Below are 24,544 nucleotides of genomic sequence, written 5' to 3'. Positions count from 1 at the left end.
CTGCATGGTTCCGTCCACAGTGAACGGAAAGGATTGGTCTCGTTCGTCGTTTTCGTTGTGGAGGAAGAGCATGTCGAGACTGAAGTCAGTGCGCCGTGGAGTGGTTCGGGTGGCCGGCGTCCTGCTGGCGGGTGCGTTCGCCACCGCGGCGCTCACCGGCACCGCCGGTGCGATCATCAACGGGGAGAACTCCGCGGAGCGCTACGAGTTCATGACCTCGATCCCGTTGACGGTGCCCAGCGCGGGCAACGCCCAGGGCGTGTGCGGGGCGTCGCTGATCCACCCGAGGTGGGTGGTGACGGCAGCGCACTGCGTCGGCCAGAGCGAGGAGGGGGCGGTGCTGGACGGCACCGTGCGCATCGGCAGCGACCGGCGGACCTCCGGTGGCACCGTCAGGGCCATCGACCGCGTGGTGCGCCACCCGGGCTACGAGGTCCTGCCGGGCATGCAGCCCAACCGCAACGACATCGCGCTGGTGCGCCTGGACCGCCCGGTCGCCCAGCAGCCGATCCGGATCGCGGACCGGGCAGGCACGCCCGGCACCCCGACCCGGCTGCTGGGGTTCGGCACCACGGTCGAGGGGGCCGGCCCGGACGAGTGGAGGTTCGCCGAGCGCCTCCAGCAGCTCGACACCCGGCGCGGTGCCGAGTCCGAGTGCGCGCCCGGCTTCGCCGATCGAACCCGGCTGTGCACGGTGAGCCGGAAGGCGGGCGCGATGGCGTGCTCGGGCGACTCCGGTGGGCCGCAGCTCCAGCGCGGCAAGTGGGGGCGGTGGGAACTGATCGGCATCACCTCCGGTCCCGGTGACGAGGACGTGCCCTGCGCGAACGGACCGGGCCTGTACACCAACGCGACCGCGTACACCGGCTGGATCCAGAAGACGATCAACACCAACCGCTGATCCACGCCGGAGCGTCCGGCGTGACCGGGTGCCGCCGCGATCCCCTCACACGGCGGCACCCGGTGCTTCGCGCTCCTGGGCATCGACCGGTGCGGCACGGCATGCTGTGCCCATGGCCGTTGATCCACGTGGTGCGGACTTGAAGCGACTGCTCGCCGAGGACTCGGGCGGGCCGGTGGTGATGCTGAACCTGCTCCGGTTCGCCGAGGGCGGTGCCGAGGCCTACCGGGAGTACGCGCGTCATCTGAGTGAGACGTTCCTGCCTCGCTACGGCGGCGAGGTCCTCTACGCCGGGACCGGATCGACCGTGCTGGTGGCGGAGGAGGGGCAGAGCTGGGACGCGGTGATCGTCGTGCGCTACCCGGATCGCGCCGCGTTCAGCCGCATGGTGGCTGACCCGGACTACCAGGAGGTGACGCGGTTGCGCACGGAGGCGTTGACCGAGGCGGTGCTCCAGGCGACCACCCCCTGGGCCTGATCCCTCCCGGTCGCAAGGCCTCGAAGCCGGCGGCGGTGCCGGACTACCCGTTTCCCGGTGCCCCGGTTCGCCAGCCGAGGAGGATCGCGCGGAGCGCCTGCTCGGCGAGCCGTCGCGCGCGTTCGTTGCCGACGGTGCCGAGGCAGCCGAGCGAGGCCATGCCGTAGAGCGCGCCCCAGATGATCTCGCAGGCCTCATCGAGGTCGGCCAGCACCACGTCGTGTGCTTCCGACCAGGCGCCGAGCAGGTCCTTGAGGACCGCGATGGCCGGCTCCGCGGCGTGCCGGCGCTCGTCCGCGCCGACCACGGTGCCGTTCATGACCTCGTAGAGGTGTGGGTGCTCGCCGGCGAACCGGACGTAGTCGGATGCGATGCGCATCATGCGCCGGTCGATGCCGGGCTCCTCGGCGGCCTGCCGGAACTCGGCCAGCATCAGGCGGTGGCCGTGCGCGACCAACTCCAGCACGAGCGCGTCCTTGTTGGCGAAGTGCTGGTAGACGACAGGTGCGGAGTATTCGATGTCGGCCGCGATGCGCCGGATCGTCAGCGCCGCGACGCCCTCCGTCTCGAGGACGTGCAGCGCGGCCTCGATGATCCGCTCGCGGGTCCGCACCCGTTCCCGGTCCCGTCTCGTGCTGGTCGGCATGCTCCGCCACTTCGCTCCGGTGGTGTCGCCGGACCCTAACCGCCGAGCCTTGACGACCCCATGCCGACCTGGTTGAGTTAACGGCGTTAGGAAATCTAACGTTGTTAGAAACAGGGTTGTGAGTTGTAGTGATGCCGGTCAGGTACCGGCCCCGGTGTGACGACTGGGCGAAATCCCAGGAACCTCAAGGAGAAGCTCGTCATGGCCGAACACGTCATCATCGGCGCCGGTTCCATCGGTACGAACGTCGCCCGCCTGCTGGTCGAGCGCGGCGAGAGCGTCCGGATCGTCACGCGCAGCGGCTCCGGCCCCGCGCACCCGCTGGTCGAGCGGGTCGCGGCGGACGCCTCGGACCCGTTGCGGATGACCCAGCTGTCCCGCGGCGCGAAGGTGATCTACCACTGCGCGAACCCGACCTCGTACACCCTGTGGGAGCGCTTGTTGCCGCCTCTGCAAACCTCGGTGATCGCCGCCGCGAAGGCCAACGACGCGGTCCTGGCGCTCACCGGCAGCCTCTACGCCTACGGACCGCAGCCCGGCGGCCGGATGGACGAGCGCACTCCCATGGCCGCCACCGGGCGCAAAGGCCGCCTGCGCAAACGGATGTGGGAACAGGCCCTCGGTGCCGGCATCCGCACCGTCGAGGTCCGCGGCTCCGACTACATCGGCAAGGACGCGGTCGGCATCTACTCCATGCTGATCGAGCCGGCGTGGGAGAAGGGCCGTGCCGCGTGGATCACCGGGCACCTGGACATGCCGCACACCTTCACCTTCAACGGCGACATGGCCACAACCCTGGTCGCGCTCGCCCAGGACGAACGCGCATGGGGTCGAGCCTGGCACGTGCCGTCCGCACCGGCCGTGACCATCCGCGAGCTCGCACGACGCTGCGCCGTCGCCGCGGGCCGGCCACCGGTCAAACTGGTCCAACTGCCGCGCTTCGCGATGCGCACGGCCGGGCTGGTCGTGCCCATCGCCCGTGAGATGGCCGAGATGGACTACCAGTGGTACGCGCCATTTCACATGGACGCGACAGAAACGGCGGACACCTTCGGCCTGACCGCCACCGACCTCGACGCCGCCATCCGCGACCAGGTCGCTCTCGCCGCCGCGTGATGGAGCGGTGGTTCGGTGATCCTGCCGGAGCTCGTGCCGTGGACGACGCCGCTCCTATGCGAGTCGATCGAGTGCGGCCAGTTCGCGCTGCACCGCGGTGGCCTCCGGGGAATCCAGGCGTAGCAGTGTGGCGACCACATCGCGCAGTGCGGCGCGTGCCGCCTCGTAGTCGCCGAGCGTCGCGTGGTCGGTGGCCATGAAGCGGAGAGTCGTGCAGCGCGTGAGGTGGTTCCCGCGCTGTTCGCACAACGCGATTGCCTGTCGGTAGAAGTCCAGGGCCTTCCTCGGCTCGCCGACACCCGAGTACGCGCGCCCCAGGCACTCGAGGACGTGGGCGTAGCCGTCGGGGTCGGTGCCGATGGTGCGGTACAGGTCGAATGCCTGGAGGCAAGGGGACAGCGCCTCGCCGGGCTCGCCGTACTCCAGGTGGCACCAGCCGATGTTGTTGAGCGCCTTGGCTTGCCAAAGCCGGTGGCCACCGCGCCGGGACAGCACCAGCGCTGTGCGGCTCTCGGCGAGGGCCTGTGCCCGGTCACCGGTCAGGCCGTACAGGTAGCCCAGCGCGTAGCAGGTGTGGGACAACCCGATCAAGTCGTCCAGCTCCTCGAAGCGGCGCAACGCTTCTCGGAGGTGTTCGCGAGCCTCTTCGTGGCGCCGAGCGCGGATAAGAGCGCGACCGAGGAGCCTGTGGGCCATGGCCCTCGCTTGAGGCGTGCCTGAACGTTCCGCGGCGGCCACGGCAAGGCGTTGGGTGTGGACGAAGTCCACACGGTGGTTCCCCCGGTCGAGGTAGGTGGCCATGGCGCGGGCCAGCCGCCAGGTGTGGTCGGAACCGAGGGCAGTGCCGTGGTCGAGGACGCCCAGCAGGACGGCGTGTTCGGCGCGGAACCAGGCGAGCGCGTCGGCCTGGCTGCCGATGTGCCGCAGCGTCACAGCGCCGGTCGGCGGTCCGATGTGGACTTCCTCCCAAGGGGCGTCCATGTGCCGGTCCGCCGCAACGCTGGTGTGCAGGTAGTGGTCCAGCAGCCGGTGTCCGGCACGGTCGCGGAACACGGGGCGGACTTCGGCGTTGCAGCGATCGCGGGCGTACACCCGCAGCAGGTCGTGCATCCGGTAGCGCCCCGGTTTGTGCTGCTCGACGAGGTGTGCCCGGCTGAGCTCGAGCACCAGCTCCCGCGCCTCGTGGAGTCCGGCTCCCGCCAGTGAGGCCAGTGCCGGCAGGGTGAAGTCGGGTCCTGGATGCAGTCCCAGCAGCCGGAAGAGCGCAGCCGCCGCGGAGTCGAGGGCGTGGTAGGACCAGGAGAACACCGAGGCGACCGCGAGCCCGGCCTCGCCGCAGTCGAGGAAGCTGAGGCGTCTGCGGTGATCGCGCAGTTCCGCGGCGAGCGTGCGCAACGACAGGTGGGGTTCTTCGACGAGCCGCGCTGTCAAGATCGTGAGCGCGATCGGCAGCCGGGCGCACTGCCTGACGAGCTCGGCCGCGGACCGCGGATCAGCCGCGACGCGGTTCTGCCCCAACGCCGTGGTGAGAAGGGCCAACGCCTCGTCGTCGGCGAGCACGTCCACCTTGACGGTGTGAGCACCGAAACGCGCCACCACGCCGTCCAGCCGGTAGCGGCTGGTGATCACCGCTCGACAGCTCGGGCTCCCGGGCAGGAGGGAGGTGACCTGGTCGCTGTCCCTGGCGTTGTCCAGAACGACCAGCATCCGCCGCCCGGCGAGCAGGCTGCGGTAGAGGCCGACCCGCCGGTCGAGCCCCGCGGGCGCCATCCCGCTGGGCACTCCGAGCGCGTCCAAAAACGCGCAGATGGCCTCACCCGGCTCCACGGGCGCGCTCGCCGGGTCGAACCCGCGCAGGTCCACGTAGAGCTGGCCGTCGGGGAACCGGTCCTCGCGCTGGTGCGCCCAGTGCACCACCAGGGAGGACTTGCCCACCCCCGCCATGCCGTCGACCACCGAGATCCCGACCGCGTCACGGTCCTCGACCAGCGCGTCGAGCGCCGCCAGTTCCTCCTTGCGCCCCACGAAGCCGGTCCTCGACGGTGGGAGCTGCCGGGGCACCGCCGTCTGCCAGGCTGTCTGGTGGACCACGACGCCACCGCTGATCGACCCCGCCTGGACCACCGCACCGGCCACATCGCCCGCCACGCTGTTGACCACACGATCGACGGACCCGGCCTCGCCCATGGACGAAACTGTATTCGCGCGCCGGCTTCACATCACTGGCCCGATCGCGCACACCTGATCGAGAAGACGCTATTCCTCCTGAGGGCGCAGCTTTCCTCGACAGCGAAGGCCATTCCGTGTGGGAGGCCGTCCACCCACCCGGTGGACCGACCGGGGCGCCGGGCGAGGATCGTGAGCCACGCGGGTCGGGCCGCGACCCCGGACGAACCCAAGGAGCGCCGGTGAGGTTCACCAGGTTGACCGCCGTGCTGCTGTGCGCGGTGCTGACCGCGGGCTGCCAGTCGTCGCGGGGCGGAGGAACGGACGTGCGCACCACCGAGTCCGCCGGCAAGTCCGGTACCGGCGAACTGCGAACCGACCTGGAGCCGCTCACCAAGCGGTTCGCGGCCCTGGGCACCCCGGAGCGGGCCCGCTGGATGTCGGGCACCCTCGGCTCCGACCGCGCACCCGGCCCGTCGACCTACTGGATCGATGCGGTGATCACGCTGCCGAAGAGCGAGGTGGACGAGCTGAGGTCCGCGTACAGCCCCGAGTCCGCGGGCAAGACGCCGGACGTCGTCGACGGCCTGCGCGGTGAGCTGCCCGGTGGCGGCTTCCTCACCGGTGATCGGCTCGACCGGGCCTTCGCCGCCGACAGGTGGTTCGCCAAGGCCTACCTCGCGCCGGACGACCGCGCGCTCGTGCTCGTCGCCACCGGGAGCTGACGCCTGCGGCACGCAGGAAACCGGCGTCGTGCCGGATCCCCGGCGGCCGCCGTGTGCGGTCCGGTCACACGGCGGGGAGCCACGGTGCAAGCGGGATCAGGTCGCGTCCCGCCTGTGGTTTGTGCCGCTTCGACAAGGGCACCCATCGGCAGGCAATGCAAATGTCGTCGATCTGAACAGGAGAACCGACATGACCAGCGCAACAGGTCCGATGAGCGGCGGCATGAGCGGAAGTTCAGGCTGGCAGGGCGGCAGGGTCGCGGGCGACCTCGCCACCGGAGCGCCGGCGGCGCACAGAGCGGATCCGGAGACCAAGTCGTCGTTCAAGACCACGGAGTTCTTCGTGTTCCTCGCCGCGGTCGCCGCAGTGGTGGTCACGGCACTGATGGTGAGCGGTGACGCGAACACCGCCGACCCGTTCAACGCCGAGCAGGCGTTGCGCTACGTCACCTTCCTGGCGATCGGCTACATGATCAGCCGTGGACTGGCCAAGGCGGCCAGTCGCCGGCGTGACGGCGCCGACCGCTGAGCCAGGGGACAGGTCAGGTGAAGATCCGTCCGCTCGGTGGGCGTCTCGGCTGCCTGCTGATGATCACCCTTTCGGTGGTCGCCTCCGTTGTGCTGACCCTCCTGCTCAACCTGGTCTTGTGAGCGACCTGCGAGCCGTCCATGCCCGAGATCGTGCCGTCAGGGCGTCAGCTGTTCCGGGAGGCCGGCGGCGACGACCAGGCCGGGGTTCTCGAACTTGACCGAGCGCGAGATCCGGTCGCCGGTCACGGTCAGCACCCACAGGCAGTCGGCGCGCAGGACCCCGGAGCCGTCGCGGCGGTACCCGGCCGCGGCGGGCTGGCCGTTGGCCCTGGTCGGCAGCATCCTGACGTCTTCGGTCCTGGCGGCGAAGGTCTTCTCCAGGAACGGGACGCACACCCGCACGCCCCGGAACCACACCGGGTGCGGCACGGCCTCGAGACTGAAGTCGTCGTGGATGACCTCGCGGATGGCGGCGGAGTCGCCCGCCTCGAACGCGGTGACGTAGCGGGCGAGGAGCGCGCGTTCGAGCTCGAGGTCCGGCTGCTGAGGCCTCAGGTCCGTCAGGTCCAGCTCGTCGAGCCGCCTGCGGGCCCGTTGCAGCAGGCTCTTCACCGCGGGAACGCTGACGCCGAGCGTCTCCGCGATCTCGGCGGCCGACCACGACAGGACCTCCCGCAGCAGCAACGCCGCCCGTTGCCGCACCGGCAGGTACTGCAGTGCCGCGATCAGCGCGAGCCGCACGGACTCGCGCAGCACGACCACCTCGCCCGGCTCGTCGTCGCGGTGGTGCAGCAGGGCGTCGGGCAGCGGTTCGAGCCAGGCGATGGACCCGTCGGAGCGCACGCGCACGTCCGGATCGGTCTCGGGCGCTCCGAGACCGGCCGGGAGCACCCGGCGGCTGCGGTGGGACAGCGCGCTGACGCACGTGTTGGTCGCGATCCGGTACAGCCAGGTCTTGACCGACGACCGCCCCTCGAACCCCGCCATGCCGCGCACCGCCCGCAGGTACGTGTCCTGGACGACGTCCTCGGCGTCCTGGTACGACCCGGTCATCCGGTAGCAGTGCGCGACCAGCCCCGGTCGCAGCAGGTCGAACTCGTCGTGCAGCCGCACGCTGGTCAACGGTGGGAGCACCTCGGCAGACACGTCACGCTCCTGGTCGCGGGTCGTCAACTACCCATTGGACACCGCCGGCCGCGAAAAGGAATCGCTATCGCGCGCCCAGTTGCTCCAAGGCGTCGCGCATGGTCGCCAGCCCTCCTCCCCGGTAGAAGCGGGGACCGAACGACACCCTCGCCACCCCCAGCGACCGCAACGCCTCCAGGTCGAGCTCGTCGGTCGTGTTGGCGTTGACCGGACCCCCCGCGACCAGGGGCGGGAGGGTGTCCCCGGCCGACCCGCCGATCGGGTAGACGCAGTCGACGCCCGCCGCGCGGTAGAGACGCGCCCGGCGGAGCGCCTCCGGCAGCCGGTCGGCCTCCCCGATGCCGCTCGACGGCAGGAACACGTCGATCCTGGCGTTGACCACGACCGGGACCCCGGCGGCGTCGGCCGCCGCGCGCACCCCGGCGAGCCGGTCCGCCTGCTCCCGGGCGTCCAGGAGTCCGCCCCGCCGGTGATCGGTGTCCTCCAGGTTGCACCCGACGGCACCCGCGTCGAGGAGCGCGGCCACGAAATCCTCGGGGGACAGGCCGTACCCCGCCTCCGCGTCCACGGTCACCGGGACGGGCACGGTCCGTGCGATCCGGGCGACCGCCGCGAACATCTCCCGCCACGGCGCCTTCTCGCCGTCCGCGTGGCCGAGCACGTCCGCCACGGCCGCGCTCGACGTCGCCACGACCGGGAAACCCAGCTCCACCACGAGCTCCGCGCTGGGCTCGTCCCACGCGTTCGGCAGCACGAGCATCGAGCCGTGGTGCAGTTCGCGCAGCAGGTCGGCGTGTACTTCGAGGTCGGACATCTATCGCACCTTTCGCGGGATGAGTGATCCGGCCAGGGCGCCCACGACCGCGAGCGCCGCACCGGTCATTGCAGCGGCGGTGAAGCCGCGGGAGAACTCCTCGCCCGACGCGTAGCTCCCGGCCTTCGAGAACCCCACGACGAGGAGCGCCACACCGAACGCCCCGCCGAGCTGCCGCATCGAGCTGAACGCGCCGGAGGCCTTGCCGAGGAACCGCGGTTCCACCGACGTGAGCACGGCGCTTTGCGCTGCGGGCAGGCACAGGGCGATGCCCGTTCCGGACAGCACCATCGGTACCACGATCGCCGTGTACCCGGTCGCCGGGCCGGCGACCCGCGCGAGCCACACCATCGCGAGGGCGTGCAACCCGAGCCCCGCCACGACGAAGGGCCGCTCACCGAACCGGCCGATCCTGCGACCCACCCACTGCGGGACGACCACCGTCGTCAGTCCCCACGGCGCCAGCGCGAGTCCCGCGGCCAACGGCCCGTACCCGAGCCCCGTCTGCAGGAACTGCGCCATGAAGAACACCACCCCGAACGCGGAGCCCCAGTGGAAGAAGATCACGACGTTGGCGGCGGAGAACCTCCGCGAGCGGAACAGGTGCAGCGGCAGCATCGGGTGGGCGGCACGGCGTTCCCAGACGACGAACGACACCATCGCGGCGACCCCGGCCACCGCGGGCACCACACCGCCCTGGACCAGCGCCCACATCAGCCCGAACGTCCCCGCGCCCGCGAGCACCAGCCCCGGCACGTCGACGGCGCTGTCCGGCCCCCTGCTCTCACCGATCTTCGTGAGGGCGAGGAAGGCCAGCGCGGCGCCGATCGGCACGTTGATCCAGAAGATCCACTGCCAGGACACCCCCGCGACCACGGCGCCGCCGACGAGAGGTCCCAGCGGGACGGCCACCCCGCTCACGCTCGCGAAGACACCGAGTGCGCGCGGCCGGAGCTGCCCCGGGAAGGCCGAGCTCAGCAACGCGAGGGCGAGCGGCATGACGAACGCGGCCCCGGCACCCTGCAGCAGCCGCCCCGCGATCAGCGTCCCGACGTCCGGTGCCGCGGCACACACCAGCGACGCCCCCGCGAACACCGCCACGCCGGCGGCGAACACCTTCCGCCGCCCCCACCGGTCCCCGACGGCCGCGGCCGTCATGAGCAGCACGGCGAAACCCAGCCCGTAGGCGTTGACCGTCCACTCCAGTTCGGCGAGCGAGGCACCGAGATCCGTCCTGATCGCCGTCAGGGCCGTCGCGACCACCAGTGCGTCGAGCACGACCATCAGCGACGCGACCGAGGTGATCACGAGCACCCAGGTCCTGGTTCTTCCCTCGACCGCCGGTTCGCCCGCGGTCGTCGTGTGGGTAGGCACTTGGTCCTCCTTCTGCGCTCCTCGGAGGTGTGGACCCGAAGCGGGGGCAGAAGGAATCGGTGCCGAGGACAGGAGTTGATCCGTTGCTGGTCCAGCGCGAGTTCGGCCTGTCGGCGGGGTCGTGGTGTGCACGATCGCGATGACCGCGACACCTGCCCCGCCCGCGTCGGCAAGGAGAGTGCTGTCCGCGGTGACAACCGGCTCCGGCAGGTTCGTGAGCGCGCGGCGTCTTCTGTGGACACTGCGCCGGCTCACCGGCGTTCGCGGTCGTGGTGGCTTGCCGGGTCGGATCGGCGGTCCTGGCCACCGATCCCCTGGGACCGCTCACCCTCCGCTACCACCCGGCAGTGTGGTGCCCCGACCCGATCGGAGCTACCCGACCGTGCCCGACCCTCCGATGTTGTGAGCAGGCCCAGGTACCCACCACACCAGCCCGGAGGATGCAGTGCCTCTCACCGACCTGCTCAAAGCCAAGATCAACCACGGCTTCGCCCACCTGGACGTGGACGGCGACGGCCTGTTGACCGAGCAGGACCACGTCCTGATGGGCCGCCGCGCCGCCGAAGTCCTGGGTCACGCCTCCGGATCGGCAGAGGAACAGCGCATCGTCGACGCTTACGTGGACATCTGGCGCGACCTGCACGAACCCCACATCCCCGACGGCGGCCAAGCCATCAACCGCGAGCAGTTCCTCGCCTCCACCAGCAGTCTCGCCGACGACCCGCAGGCCGCCTCCGCCACCGTGGGAGCGATCGCCAGGGCGTTCCTGGCGATCGCCGACACCGACGCGGACGGCAACGTCAGCCCGGCCGAGTTCCGGAAGTTCCAGCTGGGGCACTTCCCGAACCTGACCGAGGAGGAGTCGGCGAAGGCGTTCAACCACCTCGACCTCGACAGCGACGGGTTGCTGACGGCGGAGGAGTTCGTCCGGGCGTGCGTCGACTACTGGACGAGCACCGACCCCGACTCGCCCGGGAACTGGTGGGCAGGCCGGGCCCTGGCCTGAGGACCCCGTCCTGTCGGACCGGCTTCGCGCACGTACCGGGCGAGTTGGGTGTCGGAGTCGCACAATGCCCGCAGTACGTCGACCGCGCAGGAGTGGTCCCGCGGCTCCAGCACTGGTCTGTGATCAGGGCATCACAACTGTCATCGCCCGCCGCATGAAGTTCGGTAGCAGCCGCCGTGAGTTGGGGTGCGATCTGTTGGGGCGGCCCAGCGGTCGACTCCCTCGAAAGCTCATGGAGAAAGCCAGGGGACGAGTCCGTCGACAATCTCAAGGACATGAACTTCGCTGCTACCGGTTGATGTGCCGTTCGATCGTCTCGAAGATGTCGCAGTCGATCTGCCGCCACCACTCAGGCATGTCGTCCCAGGCGGGGATGTGGGAGGGTTTGGGCTCTGCGACGTGCTTGCGGACCTGCTCGCGCCAGCACACCGCGACGAACTGTCCTTTCTGCACGCGGCTCAGCTTCGCCATGTCATCACCGGCTTCGATGAAGTCGGCGACGTAGTCGTAGACCGCGGTTGCGCAGGCCTTCTCCCACTCCGGGGTCTGGTCCCAGGGCGTGATGTAGCTGTCCTTGGGGGTGCCGGGGAAGTGCTTGGCGATGCCGGCGATCCAAGCTTCGCGGAAGATGCGGCCGCGGTCGTCCTGCACGTCGTGCTCCTGTCCTATCGGGACGAAAAACTTGCCAGGGCCTTGATCTCACCGCTGAGGCGTTGCACCTGCTTGTCGGCGAGCAACGGCACCAGGTGCCGGTGGAGGCCGGTGAGTTTGCGGCGGATGACGCCGGAGCCAGTGTTGCGGGCCTCGGCGAGGACCGCGTTGGCGTAGCTGATGACGCGGTCGGGATCGCACCGTTGGGCGCCGATCACGGCCAGATCGGTGAGCACGCTGGCGCGCCGTCGGGGAGTGAGCTTTTGGCGCAGTGCGTCGGTGAGCGCGGCTTCGGCAAGGTCGTGGCGGCCGAGAGTGGCGTAGCAGGTGCCGCGTTCCTCGGCGAGCCTGGCGCCGTCGAACCGCAGCCATCCGCCGTTGTGGATCGTCCCGGTCAGTGCGCGCACTTCTTCGGCGGCGTCGAGCGCGCGCTGACAGGCGGCCAGGTCGCCGAGCCCGGCGTGGGTTTCGGCTTGGACGACCGCGACCCAGTGCCGGGTGGAGAGGCTGGGGTCGCCGCGGTGGGCGAGCTCGGCGGCGAGGTCGAGCATGGGCGCGGCCTCGCCGAACCGGCGCTCGTAGACCGACAGGAACGAGTGCCGGGTCATCGCGCAGGCCCACAGGTCGAAGTCGCCGGCGGTTTCGCTGGCGTGGGCGGCGAGGCTGTAGCTGTCGGCGGCTGCGGTGTAGTCGTTGCCGTCGAAGTGGATTTCGCCTTTGAGCTGGTAGAGGTCACCGGCGGCGGCGCAGATGCGCCGCTTGGCCGTCAGGCTGCGGCTGCGCTGCAGCTCGGTGTTCAGCACGCCGAGCTGGGTGCGCACGACCGGCAGGACCTGCGCTTTGGATGGGGCGAGTGCGTAGACCTGCCAGAGGTGACTGTTGAGCTTGGTGTAGTCCTCGGCATCGAAGTCGGTGGCGACGGACGTGTCGCTGTCGGCCGACCACAGTGCCAACATGGTGCCGACCATGCTGAACGCGCGTAGCGCTTCACGACGGTGCATATCGTCAATCTCCGCGGGGTCCTGCTGGCGGCGGTGAGCAAGAGCCAACTCGGGGTCATCGAGGTTCTGTTCGCCGCCTCGTTGTGCGAGGCGGCCGCTCGGATCCTGCTCCCGAAACGCCGCGCCTGCGCCGGGTGCCGTCCCCCAGTCTGCCTGCCTGCCGCCTGAACGTATAGCGCCGGGCGTCCCAGTGAAGAGAGCGTCGAGCTGTTTCCTGGTCAGTCGCAATACTTTCGCGAGCATGTTGCGTGTCAACAGCTGTGGCACACGCTCCCCGGCTTCCCAGCGTTGAACTGTCCGGCGGTCAACGCCGGTTTGTTCGGCGAGGCCTTCCTGCGTGAGATCGAGTTCGCGGCGGCGACGCGCGAGAGGGTGCTGCTCTTCGGTCATCCCTGCGCCTTCCGTGCCGCCCGCCCGATTACTTCGGTCGAGTCACCGCTGGTCAGGCGCTCGCATGTCGCCTGGTGTCGCCATCCTGCCGCATTGCGGTCGTGGTGCTCGCACGCCGTTACCGGTTGTGTGCACCTAGCAACGTGATCCGAGTCTCAACATAACCGAGTAGGCGGCGATGACCAGCATGCATACCCCTTTTGCCGTACTTGGCGACGGCTACGGGTTACGCGTCGGACCGAGCGGCGATGTCGCAGTTGGTGACCTCTCCGACGGTCCCGGCCGCCGCATCGCGTCCACAACGCTGTACTCGACTTCCTCTGCTGTGCTGCATGCGCCGAGCCCGAAGGACACCCGATCATGCCCGTCTTGCTCGCCGAGCCTCCTGACGATCGCGCACCACGTTGGCAGCCCGTTGTTCCGTCGGACGCGATCAAAGCTGACCGGCCGGGTCTTGAGCCTGTCCGGCGGACTTTCGGCGCGCACGCTCGCCACCGCCATGCTGGTGCGGCAGGAGCTGTGGTGGTGAGCGAGTTCGTGTGGTGGGTATCGCCGCACGATGGCGAGTCCCACGCGATCCTGCGCAGTCAGGCCGAGGCTGGTGCCAACGACGGCGCTGTGGACACCGAGTGCGACAAAGTGTTGCTGATCGAGCGTGCACAGCACTGCTCGAACGGCAGGTTCTGCCAGAAGTGCCTGGTGAAGATGGGGCAACGCGTCATCGACTGCAGTTGGTTCGTGTGACGGTGGTGGCGCAGCACGTCTACCGCGACGGAGATCGGTGGGGCGTGACAGTGCACGAGTTGATCCAAGCCGCGGTTGATGAAGGACGCCCGGTGCGGCTGCACTGGAACGAGGCCGGGACTGAATGGGATTGGCCGGGCAACGAATTTCACACCATCGTCATGCCCGCCGTCAGCGAGCAGCTGCTCGCAGAGCACAACAGATGGTCGGGCCAGGCAGGTCAGCCGCAATGACGCCCTCGCAGCTCCTGCGTGGCGTGATCGCTCGATCCCGGCACACCATCGACAGCGCCGCCTCGCTCACGGCTCGCATAGATGAGCGTGCGCTACCGGCGTTGTGTGGGGAGATCTGCAGGCCCAACCCATCGCCAGCACGTACGCAGCGTGTCGCTGGCTGATCTGCGACACCTGCCGCACCGCCACGACGCATTCCGTCGTGGCCCCACTGACTGGTGCGTCCCGCGGGCGCACCGGCCGCGCACGCACGCGGCCGGAGAAAATCGCACCACGTGAGGAGAAGTAATCATGACCACTGCAACGACCCTGCGCGACCCGCGCACTTGTGTGTCGGCTGAGGTGTGGGACCGCGAGGTTCGGCTGATCATGCGCGACCACGACATGGATCGCGACCTGGCCGAGCGCACCTTCGGCCAGACCGTCGCCTACCTCGTCGTCGCGGGCGAGAATCCGGACCTTCCGATGGGACCCACGCCGGCTGTCGACAAGGGCGTCCACAGCTTCACCCTCGACACGCCCCACTACTTCACTTTCTGCGAGGAGAACGCGGGCCGCTACATCCACCACATCCCGCACCTGCCCGAGGACGGCAAAGAAGGCCCGCTGGTCCTGAACAGCACGATCCACGCCATCCGCGCAGCCGGGTTCCCGGTCGACACCGAGCTGTGGAACGCCAAAGCCGCCGATTGCAACCAGTGCTACGCCGGCTGCCACGACAGTCCCAAGTAGCACCGGTGTACCCGCGCGACCGCTGATACGGTCCCTCGTCCTGTGCCCTCTCCAGGGCGGACGAGGGACTCTCCAAGGAAGGACCGTTGGTGAACAGCCCCCAGGCAGAGGTATGGGAGCGGTATGCCGCCAAGTACACGCCGCGTCGAGCGTTGAACGCCGCAGGAGCATCGACCTGGCTGAATTGGACCCAGTACCCCGATCACGGGCCAGACGAGTCCGTGCTCGGAAACCTCAAGGGCAAGCGCGTACTGGAACTCGGCTCCGGAGCTGGCGCCAACCTCGCCCACCTGGCGACCCTGGGCGCTATCTGCACCGGCATCGACATCGCTCCCAGTCGCGCCCACACAGCACAACAAACGTGGGGCCACTTGGGCGACATCACATTCGCCACCGCCGACGCCGTCGAGTACCTCGCCACCACAACCACGACGTTCGACATCGTCTACTCGATCTTCGGCGCCGTTTGGTTCACCGACCCGACAATCCTCTTTCCCCTGGTGCGCAAACGGATCAGCGATGAAGGTGTTTTCGCGTTCTCGCACCCCCCAGCCAGCCCCCAGGAATACAAGCCCGGCCAGGTCATCCGACAGTGGCACCTTCCTCCCACCCGATGGACCGACCTGCTCACCGGCACGGGCTTCGCCGGCGCCGCCGCCGAGGTTATTGACGCACCCGAAGCCGGCGAGCCCGGCACCGTCCTCGTGCACGCATCCGCTACCTGATCCCAAGATCGCCATAACGGCTGCTTCGGCATACGCGACCCCGCCATGTCGCCGAGAGTCGGCCGACTTCAAGGAATTTACCGGATGTCCACTGCCGCCCCATGCATCGGCGCTTGGGTGCTGCTGCTCGACGCTCGCGACCACGTGCTGCTCATCCACGCCTGTGACCCGCACGACCGCCACCATCATTGGTGGGAGGTACCCGGTGGAGGCCTCAAGCAGGACGAGCAGCCAGAGGATGCTGCTGTGCGCGAGGTCGCGGAGGAGATCGGACTCATCATTCCGTCCCTGGGCCAGAAGCTGTGGATTCGCGAATCGCGCTCCCACTACAAGGGACGCGACCACCACCGCCAGGACCACGTCCTTCTCCGCCGCATCACCGACGCCGTGCCGTAGGTGGCGCTCAAGCCGACCGAGAAGCTGCCTTCCGCTCAACTGCCCAGTCTGCTCGACAAGTTCCTTGCGGGCACTCGACATCACGCCGCTGAGCTTGCTCGACTGACACCGCTTCAACATCACCGCCGAGGCCAGGAGACCACACTTGGGTGATCCGCTACACGGCCGCAGCCGCCTCAGCGAGAAGCTCCAGCGACTTGTCCTCTTCGAGCACCATCGCCCACCGGACGCCGAACCGCTCCGCGATCTGCCGACCTGGTCGCAGACCTCCAGGTACTCGGACCGTGTGAACGGCTACCCCATCGACGGGTGGGGCCCCGCTGAGTTCGGAACTACCCGGAGGGATGTCACCCCAGGTTTGTGATCCCTCGCCGCACACCTCGGACGCGCCCGGTCCGCTAGCTGTAGTGACCAATTAGCACCTGTGACGGTCCCCTGGGGCGGAACGACCGCCCTGACCCAGATTGGCAGGCTCGATCGGCAGAAGTCCAAAGAAGCTTGCACGCCGCTCATGGCCAGCTGATCGCTTCGACGGATCGTGCGTGCACTACTCGCCATGATGGTCAGCACACCGCCGCGCCGGCTCCCGATCCGACAGATCGTGCGACGTCTGCAACACCAGCACCGATGCGGCGATCTCGGGCCTCCACTGCCGAGCGGTCGTCACGCGGGCAGGCGGTCGAGGAACGCGGTCAGCAGCGCGTCCAGCCGCCCCGGCTCCGCACGGCCACCCAGCAGGTCACGCAGGCGCGCCCACTCGGGCAGGTCGAACGCGCCGGCGAGGCTCGACACGGGCTGCGGGTAGCGGGCCTGGTGCGGGGCCACGAACAGGCCCCGCAGGGTCTCGCAGTCGCGGTCGGCGGCGGCGAACAACGCGTGCGTGAAGCGGTCGGCGAGCCGGTAGCAGCCGAAGTCGACCATCCGGCGGTCCGTGGTGACCTGCACGTTCACCCCGTCGATCAGCACTTCCCGGCCGTCGAAGCCGACTGCCGCCGCTACCCGCGCGAGCCGTCGCGGCCCGAGCGGCAGGACCACGCCGTCACGCACGACCTCCGGGCCGCCCGCCCGGTGGCGCAGCAGGAAGCGGATCGCGCCGGAGGAACTCGCGGTGACGCCGTACCGGCGCAGGGTCAGCTCGGCGTCCAGCAGTTCCGCGGCGGTGCGCGTGCCGGGGTCGCGATCACCCCACTGGAACTCCGGCCGGGTGCGGGCCTGCCGTACGAGCAGCACCGCCGGCTCGCCGGGCCGGCCCGCCCGGTCCAGGACGTCCACGCCCAGGTCGATGATCGCGTAGTGGCCGATCGGGCTCATCGGGTGGCCGGCGCGGCGCAGGGCCGTTCGGGCCAGCCGGGCCAGGACGACCTCGTGCACCGCCTCGCCCAGCCCCAGCAACCCGTGTGCGCCGCCGGGGACCGGCCGGTACCCGGGCCGCACGCCGCAGCCCTTGACGTCGAACAGCACGGTGGCGCCCGCCGGCAGGACGACCGGGACCAGCGCCGCCCGCGTGTAGCGGGGCGGGCGGTGCACCCGCCGTTCCGGGCCCACCGCCCGCAGCCGGGTCTGCGCCCGGTCCTGGGCCGCCTGCGTCCGGGACAGCACGCCGACCTGCCGGGTCAACCAGCCCAGGTCGGTCAGGTCGCCGGCGGTGACCAGGTCGCCGAGGTCGCGGGTGAGGGCGTCCCGGTCGGCGTGCAGCAGGCGCGCGCCGGGGACGGTCACCACGTTCTCCGGCCGCCATTCGCGGCCGTAGAACTCCTCGAACTCGTCGAGTCGGGTGACCGCCACCGGCGTGGCACCGCTCACTCGGCCGTGCCTACTTGCACTTGTCCTCCTTGCAGCCCTGGAGGATCTCGCACGGTACGCCCCGCAGCACCTGCACGGTCCGCGTGGGCGAGACGTCGCCGGACCCGGACCGGTGCAGCCGCCACATCGTGCCCTTGAACTCGTCGAGGGCGGCGATCGGTTGCGGCGTGGAGGTCAGCGTGCGCGTCGCGGGGTCGTTGGTCTCCATCAGCAGTTCGTCGCGCTGGACGGGGAAGTGGTCGTGCAGCAGGCACAGGCCGAAGCGGTCGATGTTGCCGTGCCGTTCGAGCAGGTCACGCAGTTCGGCGATGAACTCGCCATCGCGTTCGCCGAGGGCTTCGGCTTCGGTGAACCCGGGCAGTGTCGACTCCAGCATCTCGTTCACATCTCCTTCGCGGTCACCGCCGCCCGGCGTTGTCCGGGAGCGGGGCTTGAGGGGGTCAGTGCTGCGGGTGGTCGGTCCAGTCGCGCCAGGCCAGCTCCAGCCGGTCGAGCACGAGCAGCGGGCTGGGCGGCACGTCGCGGCCGGGCGAGCTGGTCAGCACGGTGAAGGTGAACCTCAGCGGCCCACCGGGGGTGGGGTGGGTGGCGTCGAACCACGCGAGCACGCCGGCCGAGACGACGGCGGGCAGGTCGGTCGTCGCGGGGTCGCAGGCCAGCGGCGGCAGGAACAGCACCGGCGCGGCGGGTGTGGCCGCGACGGGCAGGGCCGGGTTGAGCGCGATCGCGTAGGTGGCGCTCACCTGGACCAGCTGTGGTCCTTCCGGCGCGGTGGCGAACAGGGTGGCCAGCAGGTTCTCCCACTGGCCCCGCAGGGTCCGCGGCACCGGGCCGGTGCCGCCGATCGCCGCCATGTCCAGCGGGTCCGCGACGGTCACGGTCGGCCGCAGCGGTGTGGGGAACGCCGCCGGTGCGGTGCGGTAGACGAACGCGTCCGCGGTGGTGCGGCCGGCCACGAGGTGGCGGTTGCGCTCGGTCCACATGGTCGTCGTGGCGTTCTGCGCGGCCATGATGTCCAGGCCCGCCAGCGTCACCAGCCGGTCGGGGATGGCCTGCCCCTTCGCCGCGGTCAGGGGGGTGCCGTCGGCACTGCGGTAGGTCCAGGCGTACCGGTAGCCGGGCGGGGGCGTGTGGGGCACGGCGTCGTAGCCCGGCACGTCGATGACGGGCGGGTCGTCGATGCCCGCCGGCACGGCGTCCCGGGCCGCCACCACCAGCGCCTCGGTGGCGTCCGTGGTCACCGACTCGGTGACCACGGTCTGCCAGGGCAGCTGGCCGCGCGTGGACGCCTCCGGCGCGGCACCCGCCCCGCCGGCGGTGAACGCGGTCAGCGAGGCCGCCGCGCGTTCGCACAGCCGCACGAACGCCTCCAGCACGACCGCCGCCCGGTCGATCCGCTCGATGTCGGAGGACTCGGTGACGGTGGCGACCAGGTCGAGCAGGTCCGTGCGCACCTGCGGGTAGACCAGCGCGAACTCCGCCAGGTCGGGGACCGGGTCGGCGGTGCCGGCAAGGGCGCCGGAACCGTTGACGGACACGTTGAACGCGGCGGTGAGGTGCAGGTCGTCCTGCGGGTAGTGGAACTGCTCGGCGTAGGTGACGAGGTAGTCCCAGCGCAGCACGTCCGCCCACGCGAACCGCGCCGACGGGGGCTTGCCCGCCCGCTGGTCGACCATCGTCGGCGGGCCGGGGAACGCCCGCAGCGGCAGCGGCACCTCGCAGTCGGGCAGCTCGCCGTCCAACGGCCACGGGTCCTCCACTGTGGACGGTGGTAGGACGAACGCCAGCCACGACGACGCGAGGTAGTCGGTGATGCCCGGCAGCGGGCCGATCCGGTGCTCGACCGACGCGCCGCGGAAGGTCACGTCGAGCTTGGCGTTCTTGCGGACCGCGCCGTTCGCGCCCGTGCCCGGCGCGGTGACGGTGAACGTCAGCGGCGTGACGCCGTCGACCAGGGTGATCTTGGCCGCCGACACGGCCATGTCCGGATCGGAGCCCGGCCCGGGCAGGAACGTCCCGTACAACTGTGGCGGGTGGGCGGCCTCGCCGAGGTCGGCGTGGACCGAGGCCATTACCTGCATGACCGCCGTGATGGCGTAGTTGTTGGTCAGGGCGATCAGAAGCTGCTGGCGGAACTCCTCCTGCGCGGCGGCGAGCTGGTCGGCGTCGGGAGCCTCGTCCTGGAACACCGGCACGACCAGGCAGGACAGGGCGCCCGCCAGCGACTCCTTGACGGCGCGCAGGCGCTCGTCCCACGCCAGCGGCGCGGTCGCGAGCCGGGTCACCAGGGCGGTGGCCACCAGCAGGTCGGGTGCGAACGCCGCGTCGACGGCGGCCAGCAGCCTGCGCAGCCAGACGTCGGTGTCCACACCGGTGAACGAGCGCACCCCCGACGGCCGGCCGAAGTCGATGCCCGTCGCCGTCCGGTACTCGTAGTACGGCACGTCCGCGCGGGATTGCAGGCTGGTGTAGAGCGGGCGGGCCGCGTACACCAGTGGCGCGACGTGGGCCGGGACGTCGAAACCGAACCCGCCGGAGGCCTCGTCGCCGACCCGCAGCACCCACAGCCGCGTGGTGCCGCCGCCGTCGCCGACCTCCTGGCGGTCCACGCCGGAAGCCAGCTTGCGGCCGGGCAGGCACGCCTCGAACGCGGTCGCGAACTCGACCAGGCTGTGCGTGCCGTCGCCGGCTTGAGCGGGCGCGACCACGGTGTCGTCGGCGCCGACGGACGTGCCGGCGAACCGCGGGTCGACCAACGCCGCCGGCCTGGCCAGGCGCAACACCACCGACAGCTCGACCGCCTGCGCGGGAGCGACCTGGTCGGCGGTGAACTGGAAATCGACCACCAGCGGTGCCGGTGGCACGGCCGAACGGTCACCCGCCGCCCGCGCCACCAGGAACGGCAGCACGCCGTCCGCCCCGACCAGCCACGCCACCAGCGCGGCCCGCCGGTCGGCGTCGAACCCGAGGTCCACCTCGGGCAGCAGGGCGGTGACCAGCGCGACGGTCAGCGGCGGCGAGGCGGCGAGCTGGTCGCCCACCCGCTGGTAGACCGGCACCGCCTGGCGGGCCTTCTCCCGCCACGCGCCGTCGTCCGGGCCGGCGGCGGGCGGCGAGTACGCCGAGGCGTCCAGGGACGCGGTGAACCGCAGCGTCGGACCGGACCCCGCGTTCAGCACGCGGTAGGCGGCGGCCACGCCGGGCCACTGGCTCAGACCCACCAGCGGATCGGTGTAGGACACCGGCATCGGCGCGCGCCGGGCGGGTGCCGGGTCGCCCAGTTCGCCGACCACGCGGTTGCCGAACGGGTCCACCCAGAACAGCTCCGGCTGGGCGAGCCCGCCGACCCCGGCGTAAGGGCTCGTGTTCGCCGGCGGCGGGGTGTTGGCGGCGACCGGAACCACGCGGTGGAACCGCCACGGCTCGCCTTCCGGCGGGGCGGCCGGGGTGCGGGCGCGGTCGGCCAGCGTGGCGCCGGGCACCGGGGTGTCGTGGCTGATGGGCAGGCCCAGGCCGGTCGCCTCGAACCACGCGTTGCCGGTCAGCCGGTAGCCCAGCAGGCTGAACTGCCGTTGCAGGTACAGCCGCGCGAACCCCGGGGCCGTGGGCGGTGGCGGCGGCGCCGGAGGGGTGCGCGTCGCGGCCAGGCCGAGACAGCCCGGCGCCGTCGTCGGCACGCGGCTGGTGGGACCGGTCGGCACCCTCAGCGCCTGGCCGGCCGCGAACAGCGGCGCCACCGCGGCGTTGTCGGCGGCCAGGGCGGCGACGGTGGTCCCGTAGCGGCCCGCGATGGCGGCCAGGTCGGTGCCCACCGCGCCGGTGCCCACGGCCAGCGTCAGCGCGGGCAGCAGCAGGGCGGTGCCCACCGGCAGCGGCCCCCACGAGGTGATCTGCGGGTTGGCGCGCTCGAGGTCGGCGGTCGTGGTGCCGAAGTGCGCGGCGATGCGAGCCGGGTCGCCGCCCGGATCGGCGGCGGTCACCAGGTAGTCGCCCCGGGCGGACCGCAGGGTCGTTCCCCTGGCCAGCGGCGCCGTCGGGTTGGCTTCGGCGATCGTCGTCGCCCGCGTGTAGTAGCGGTGCGCCAAGGCGTCCAGGGACGGGTTGTCCCCGTCCACAAGGGACACGTCGACCACCGCGGGGACGCTCTGCGCGTACACCGTCGCCGAGGACGTGTCGAACGGCGCGACGGTGGCCAACGTGTTGACGTACCGGTCGGCCGACTGCGTGTTCCACACGACGAGCACGCTCAACGCGGCCTCGCCCTTGTCGTTGAACAGGTAGTCGGGCAGCCCGTGCCCGTCGTCCTCGTAGTACAGGTAGTAGCCGCCCGAGCGGGTGATCCCGCCCTCCCACAGCAGGCGCAGGAAGTCGTACGGCGAGGTGAGGTTCCCGGCCCGCTCGGCGTCGGCGAGCGTCGGCGGCGCCGTGGTGGTGGTGAGGTTGGCTTGCAGGAGGCCGAAGGTCACCGTGTCGGCGGCGCCGGACCGCAGGCCGGCCGGTGCGCCCGCGACGGCGTCGGCCGGGAACACCACGGTCAACCCGGCCACCGGCGCGCTGCTGCCGTCCAACGCGGCCAGCGCCCGTTCCAGCAGCACGATGTCCGCCTCGCCGACGGTGAGCAGCTCGCAGGCCGGCACGCCGGGCAGGCGCTTGACCGTGAAGCCCACCGAGGTGGCCCAGCCGTAGCAGTCGATCGGGGACTCCACGAGCGTCCCGCGCGCCTCGTCGTAGCGGCCCAGGACCGGTCGCACCACGGGCGGGGCATAGCGCAGAGGGTCGGCCAAGCCGGTCAGCGTGCCGGACAGGGACCACAGCCGCGGTTCCCTGGTACCGGCCGGCGGTGCGCCGTGGGGCAGCACGACGGGCCCCGCGCTCAGCCACGGTGTCACCCCCGTCGTCGGGTACGTCGTGGGCTGGTCCGCGTAGGACGGTTCGACGCCGACGGTGGTGCCCGGTGGGGCGAACCGGTAGCCGGGGGAGGCGAGGAACTCCTGCAAAGCCGTGATGGTGGGCCACAGCGAGTCGGGTGCCCCGTCCGCGATCGACACGGTGAGCTGGTCACCGCCGCCGAAGTCCACCCACGTCAGCCCGGCCGGCCGCACCAGCGAGAGCGTCAACGGCTTGTCCTTCTCCAGCGCGGGCAGCCGAACCTGCTGGCCGGTGAGCGCGTACAGGCCCAGGTCCGGTTCCGCCGGGGCGGGCGTGACGCCCCGGGTGGGCAGGCGCAGGCCGTGCAGCGCGTACCGGCCCGCCATGCCGCCGATGCGGGACAGGCCGTTGGTGGCGGCGATGTCGTCCAGCAGGGCGCCGAGCGTCAACCGGCCCAGGTGCGGCAGGTCCAGCGGGGTCGCCGGGTCGAACCGGACCGCGTCGAGGGCGGGGCCGGCCAGCGCCGCGACGGGCAGGCCGAACCGCGCGGCCACGCCCGCCGGGGTGTCACCGGCGGCGGTCGGGTAGACCAGGTCGGGCAGCAGCAGCACCGAGGGCGCCACCAGCAGACCCGCCTGCGTCAGCAGGCCCGGCGCCCGGTCCAGCAGGGTGGGCAGGTCGACGCCGAAGTGCGCGGCGACCTTGTCCAGCGTGTCGTCGGGTTCGACGACGTAGGGCTGCCCGCCGGGTCCGGTCAGCACGGCCGCGGGCCGCAGCACGTCCCGCTCGTCGTGGTTGGCCAGTGCCAGGCCGCGCGCGGTCACCAGGTCACCGGTCGCCCGCGCCAGGGTGGTGAACGTGTCGGTCGCGCCGGCCTGGACGACCGCGCCCCGCACGGGGATCGGCTGCCCGGCCGCGAACGGGTGGTCCCGGTTGCCCTCCACCAGGTCCGCCGCGGTGAAGTCGGTGGCCCCGGCGCCGGTCGCCCACGCCACGACGTCGCCGATGCTCTCACCGGCGCGCAGCGGGTAGCGGTAGGAGCGCAGCGCGTCCCGGGCCGCCTCGCACGCCTGCTGCGCGATGAGGCGGAAGTAGTCGGCGAAGGCGAAGCTGCCCACCGACTCGCCGTCCCCGCCGACGCCGAGGTCCGCCCCCACCTCCGCACCCACCTGGACCGACAGGTCGGCGAAGTACTCACGCAGCGACGCGAGGTAGTCCGCGCTCGTGGCGTTGAAGTCGGCGAACGTGTAGTCCAGCGCGGGCGCGCCGCCGTACGCGGGCATCCGCAACGCCAGCGGCGGCGGCATCGGCAACGGCGCCGCGTCGACCCGCCCCGCACCCGACGGCACGCTCACGTCCAGCCGGAACTGGGCGGCCAGGAACGCGCAGATCGCGTCCACCGGCACCGGGGTGGCGGTGGCCCGGTCGGCGAGCACGGCCGTCACGGCGGCCAGGTCGTCGTCGGAGAACACCGCCGCGTCCACCGCCGCGACGCTGTAGGGCGCGCCCGAGACGGGCAGCGACGCCGCCGCGACCCATCGCAGCACCTGCCGGGCCAGCAGGTCGAAGCCGCTGTCCTCGGTCTCCGGGCCACGCGGGACCGCCGGGTCCGCGGACTCGACCGCCAGCAGCACGACCGCGCAGACGGCCTGCTCGGCGGCGGTTCGCGCCTCGTCGGCCGACACCGTCACCGACGGCACCAGGTAGCAGGTGAGGCCCTGCGGTTCGACCGCCGCGGCCAGGTTGCCCCAGTGCAGGTCCGTGACCGCCGAGACGGCGGGCAGCGCGCGACGGCCCGCGTCGCGCAGCCGCCGGCGGTGGGCGTCGGCCAGCGGGGACGACACCTGCCACGGCGCGGTGCCGCTGTTCTTGATCACGAAGGTCTCCTTCACCGTGACGGAGAAGGAGAAGTGCAAGGTGATCGAGAACAGGCCGAAGTCGAGTTCCAGCGACGCCCTGGCGTCCACGGCGGCGACCACCGAGACCGGGATGTCGTGGTAGGCGATGTAGGTGATCTGCGCGTAGGCCCTGATCTTGACGTCGACCGACGCCTTGATCACGGCGAAGTCCACGGCCCCGTACAGCTCGCCGATGATG

Annotated in this window: 22 protein-coding genes; 12 read left to right on the top strand and 10 right to left on the bottom strand. The window is 71.1% G+C overall.

Translation table 11 applies throughout. From position 1 onward, the window contains the following. Positions 1-70: 70 nt before the first annotated feature. On the top strand, positions 71-901 hold the full coding sequence (locus L6E10_RS21575) for a trypsin-like serine protease (protein WP_236221339.1): 831 nt from the start codon (positions 71-73) through the stop codon (positions 899-901). 139 nt (positions 902-1,040) lie between these two features. Next, the gene (locus tag L6E10_RS21570) at positions 1,041-1,379 is read left to right on the top strand and encodes a DUF1330 domain-containing protein (RefSeq protein WP_236221338.1); all 339 of its coding nucleotides are present in this window, start codon (positions 1,041-1,043) and stop codon (positions 1,377-1,379) included. A gap of 43 nt (positions 1,380-1,422) precedes the next feature. Here L6E10_RS21570 and L6E10_RS21565 read toward each other — a convergent pair whose 3' ends face one another. Beyond that, the gene (locus tag L6E10_RS21565) at positions 1,423-2,025 is read right to left on the bottom strand and encodes a TetR/AcrR family transcriptional regulator (protein WP_236221337.1); all 603 of its coding nucleotides are present in this window, start codon (positions 2,023-2,025) and stop codon (positions 1,423-1,425) included. Positions 2,026-2,226: 201 nt separating this feature from the next. Between L6E10_RS21565 and L6E10_RS21560 the strand changes: the two genes are divergently transcribed. Then, positions 2,227-3,141: an NAD-dependent epimerase/dehydratase family protein gene (locus L6E10_RS21560; RefSeq protein ID WP_236221336.1), complete on the top strand. Its 915-nt coding sequence runs from the start codon at positions 2,227-2,229 to the stop codon at positions 3,139-3,141. 54 nt (positions 3,142-3,195) lie between these two features. Here the strand turns inward: L6E10_RS21560 and L6E10_RS21555 are convergent, their stop codons facing one another. Then, entirely contained in the window at positions 3,196-5,328 is a 2,133-nt protein-coding gene (locus tag L6E10_RS21555; protein ID WP_236221335.1) for a tetratricopeptide repeat protein, read from the bottom strand. Positions 5,329-5,549: 221 nt separating this feature from the next. Here L6E10_RS21555 and L6E10_RS21550 point away from each other — a divergent pair, with 221 nt between their 5' ends. Both L6E10_RS21550 and L6E10_RS21545 read left to right on the top strand, forming a co-directional pair. Next, positions 5,550-6,032, top strand: a complete 483-nt coding sequence (locus L6E10_RS21550) for a hypothetical protein (protein ID WP_236221334.1) — start codon at positions 5,550-5,552, stop codon at positions 6,030-6,032. A gap of 223 nt (positions 6,033-6,255) precedes the next feature. Further along, entirely contained in the window at positions 6,256-6,561 is a 306-nt protein-coding gene (locus L6E10_RS21545) for a hypothetical protein (protein WP_236221333.1), read from the top strand. A 158-nt stretch (positions 6,562-6,719) separates the two neighbouring features. Here the strand turns inward: L6E10_RS21545 and L6E10_RS21540 are convergent, their stop codons facing one another. The 3 genes from L6E10_RS21540 to L6E10_RS21530 form a co-directional block, all read right to left on the bottom strand. Then, a complete protein-coding gene (locus L6E10_RS21540) occupies positions 6,720-7,709 on the bottom strand; it encodes an RNA polymerase subunit sigma-70 (RefSeq protein WP_236221332.1) in 990 nt (329 codons plus the stop codon). Between the two features lie 64 nt (positions 7,710-7,773). Beyond that, a complete protein-coding gene (locus L6E10_RS21535; RefSeq protein WP_236221331.1) occupies positions 7,774-8,523 on the bottom strand; it encodes an isocitrate lyase/phosphoenolpyruvate mutase family protein in 750 nt (249 codons plus the stop codon). Then, the gene (locus tag L6E10_RS21530) at positions 8,524-9,897 is read right to left on the bottom strand and encodes an MFS transporter (RefSeq protein WP_236221330.1); all 1,374 of its coding nucleotides are present in this window, start codon (positions 9,895-9,897) and stop codon (positions 8,524-8,526) included. It abuts the gene before it with no gap. A 445-nt stretch (positions 9,898-10,342) separates the two neighbouring features. On the opposite strand from L6E10_RS21530, the gene L6E10_RS21525 reads away from it, so the two are divergent. Continuing rightward, a complete protein-coding gene (locus L6E10_RS21525) occupies positions 10,343-10,903 on the top strand; it encodes an EF-hand domain-containing protein (protein WP_236221329.1) in 561 nt (186 codons plus the stop codon). Between the two features lie 288 nt (positions 10,904-11,191). On the opposite strand, the gene L6E10_RS21520 is transcribed toward L6E10_RS21525, so the two are convergent. Continuing rightward, a complete protein-coding gene (locus tag L6E10_RS21520) occupies positions 11,192-11,554 on the bottom strand; it encodes a hypothetical protein (protein WP_236221328.1) in 363 nt (120 codons plus the stop codon). 14 nt (positions 11,555-11,568) lie between these two features. After that, positions 11,569-12,945 (bottom strand): helix-turn-helix transcriptional regulator, encoded by a 1,377-nt coding sequence (locus L6E10_RS21515; RefSeq protein ID WP_236221327.1) that lies wholly within the window; start codon positions 12,943-12,945, stop codon positions 11,569-11,571. 178 nt (positions 12,946-13,123) lie between these two features. Here L6E10_RS21515 and L6E10_RS21510 point away from each other — a divergent pair, with 178 nt between their 5' ends. The 6 genes from L6E10_RS21510 to L6E10_RS21485 all read left to right on the top strand — a co-directional run bounded on the left by L6E10_RS21510 (position 13,124) and on the right by L6E10_RS21485 (position 15,775). Continuing rightward, a complete protein-coding gene (locus tag L6E10_RS21510) occupies positions 13,124-13,474 on the top strand; it encodes a hypothetical protein (protein WP_236221326.1) in 351 nt (116 codons plus the stop codon). Further along, the gene (locus tag L6E10_RS21505; RefSeq protein WP_236221325.1) at positions 13,471-13,689 is read left to right on the top strand and encodes a hypothetical protein; all 219 of its coding nucleotides are present in this window, start codon (positions 13,471-13,473) and stop codon (positions 13,687-13,689) included. Before L6E10_RS21510 ends, L6E10_RS21505 begins: the two co-directional genes overlap by 4 nt. Then, positions 13,686-13,922, top strand: coding sequence for a hypothetical protein (locus tag L6E10_RS21500; protein WP_236221324.1), 237 nt, complete (start codon positions 13,686-13,688; stop codon positions 13,920-13,922). The genes L6E10_RS21505 and L6E10_RS21500 overlap by 4 nt, the downstream gene beginning before the upstream one ends. A gap of 291 nt (positions 13,923-14,213) precedes the next feature. Further along, the gene (locus L6E10_RS21495) at positions 14,214-14,654 is read left to right on the top strand and encodes a hypothetical protein (RefSeq protein ID WP_236221323.1); all 441 of its coding nucleotides are present in this window, start codon (positions 14,214-14,216) and stop codon (positions 14,652-14,654) included. Positions 14,655-14,743: 89 nt separating this feature from the next. After that, the gene (locus tag L6E10_RS21490) at positions 14,744-15,379 is read left to right on the top strand and encodes a methyltransferase domain-containing protein (protein WP_236221322.1); all 636 of its coding nucleotides are present in this window, start codon (positions 14,744-14,746) and stop codon (positions 15,377-15,379) included. An 84-nt stretch (positions 15,380-15,463) separates the two neighbouring features. After that, positions 15,464-15,775 carry an NUDIX domain-containing protein gene (locus tag L6E10_RS21485; protein WP_236221321.1) on the top strand — a complete coding sequence of 104 codons (312 nt, stop codon included), beginning with the start codon at positions 15,464-15,466 and terminating at the stop codon, positions 15,773-15,775. Between the two features lie 663 nt (positions 15,776-16,438). Here L6E10_RS21485 and L6E10_RS21480 read toward each other — a convergent pair. From L6E10_RS21480 to L6E10_RS21470, 3 genes are all read right to left on the bottom strand, one after another. Next, positions 16,439-17,560 (bottom strand): hypothetical protein, encoded by a 1,122-nt coding sequence (locus tag L6E10_RS21480; protein WP_236221320.1) that lies wholly within the window; start codon positions 17,558-17,560, stop codon positions 16,439-16,441. A 28-nt stretch (positions 17,561-17,588) separates the two neighbouring features. Beyond that, positions 17,589-17,954 carry a hypothetical protein gene (locus tag L6E10_RS21475; protein WP_236221319.1) on the bottom strand — a complete coding sequence of 122 codons (366 nt, stop codon included), beginning with the start codon at positions 17,952-17,954 and terminating at the stop codon, positions 17,589-17,591. Between the two features lie 64 nt (positions 17,955-18,018). Next, the gene (locus tag L6E10_RS21470) at positions 18,019-24,519 is read right to left on the bottom strand and encodes a LysM peptidoglycan-binding domain-containing protein (protein WP_236221318.1); all 6,501 of its coding nucleotides are present in this window, start codon (positions 24,517-24,519) and stop codon (positions 18,019-18,021) included. Positions 24,520-24,544 lie beyond the last annotated feature (25 nt).

Source organism: Lentzea sp. CC55 (genome assembly GCF_021056325.1).
Taxonomy (GTDB): Bacteria; Actinomycetota; Actinomycetes; order Mycobacteriales; family Pseudonocardiaceae; genus Lentzea; species Lentzea jiangxiensis.
Note: the sequence above shows the minus strand (reverse complement) of the source record. Positions and strands in the feature narration are given on the sequence as shown.

What these genes read in the sequence shown, in the direction of transcription:
- L6E10_RS21575 (WP_236221339.1), top strand. Translation starts at nt 71, where the DNA reads ATGTCGAGACTGAAGTCAGTGCGCCGTGGAGTGGTTCGGGTGGCCGGC.
- L6E10_RS21565 (WP_236221337.1), bottom strand. Translation starts at nt 2,025, where the DNA reads ATGCCGACCAGCACGAGACGGGACCGGGAACGGGTGCGGACCCGCGAG.
- L6E10_RS21560 (WP_236221336.1), top strand. Translation starts at nt 2,227, where the DNA reads ATGGCCGAACACGTCATCATCGGCGCCGGTTCCATCGGTACGAACGTC.
- L6E10_RS21555 (WP_236221335.1), bottom strand. Translation starts at nt 5,328, where the DNA reads ATGGGCGAGGCCGGGTCCGTCGATCGTGTGGTCAACAGCGTGGCGGGC.
- L6E10_RS21545 (WP_236221333.1), top strand. Translation starts at nt 6,256, where the DNA reads ATGAGCGGAAGTTCAGGCTGGCAGGGCGGCAGGGTCGCGGGCGACCTC.
- L6E10_RS21535 (WP_236221331.1), bottom strand. Translation starts at nt 8,523, where the DNA reads ATGTCCGACCTCGAAGTACACGCCGACCTGCTGCGCGAACTGCACCAC.
- L6E10_RS21515 (WP_236221327.1), bottom strand. Translation starts at nt 12,945, where the DNA reads ATGACCGAAGAGCAGCACCCTCTCGCGCGTCGCCGCCGCGAACTCGAT.
- L6E10_RS21510 (WP_236221326.1), top strand. Translation starts at nt 13,124, where the DNA reads ATGACCAGCATGCATACCCCTTTTGCCGTACTTGGCGACGGCTACGGG.
- L6E10_RS21495 (WP_236221323.1), top strand. Translation starts at nt 14,214, where the DNA reads ATGACCACTGCAACGACCCTGCGCGACCCGCGCACTTGTGTGTCGGCT.
- L6E10_RS21485 (WP_236221321.1), top strand. Translation starts at nt 15,464, where the DNA reads ATGTCCACTGCCGCCCCATGCATCGGCGCTTGGGTGCTGCTGCTCGAC.
- L6E10_RS21475 (WP_236221319.1), bottom strand. Translation starts at nt 17,954, where the DNA reads ATGCTGGAGTCGACACTGCCCGGGTTCACCGAAGCCGAAGCCCTCGGC.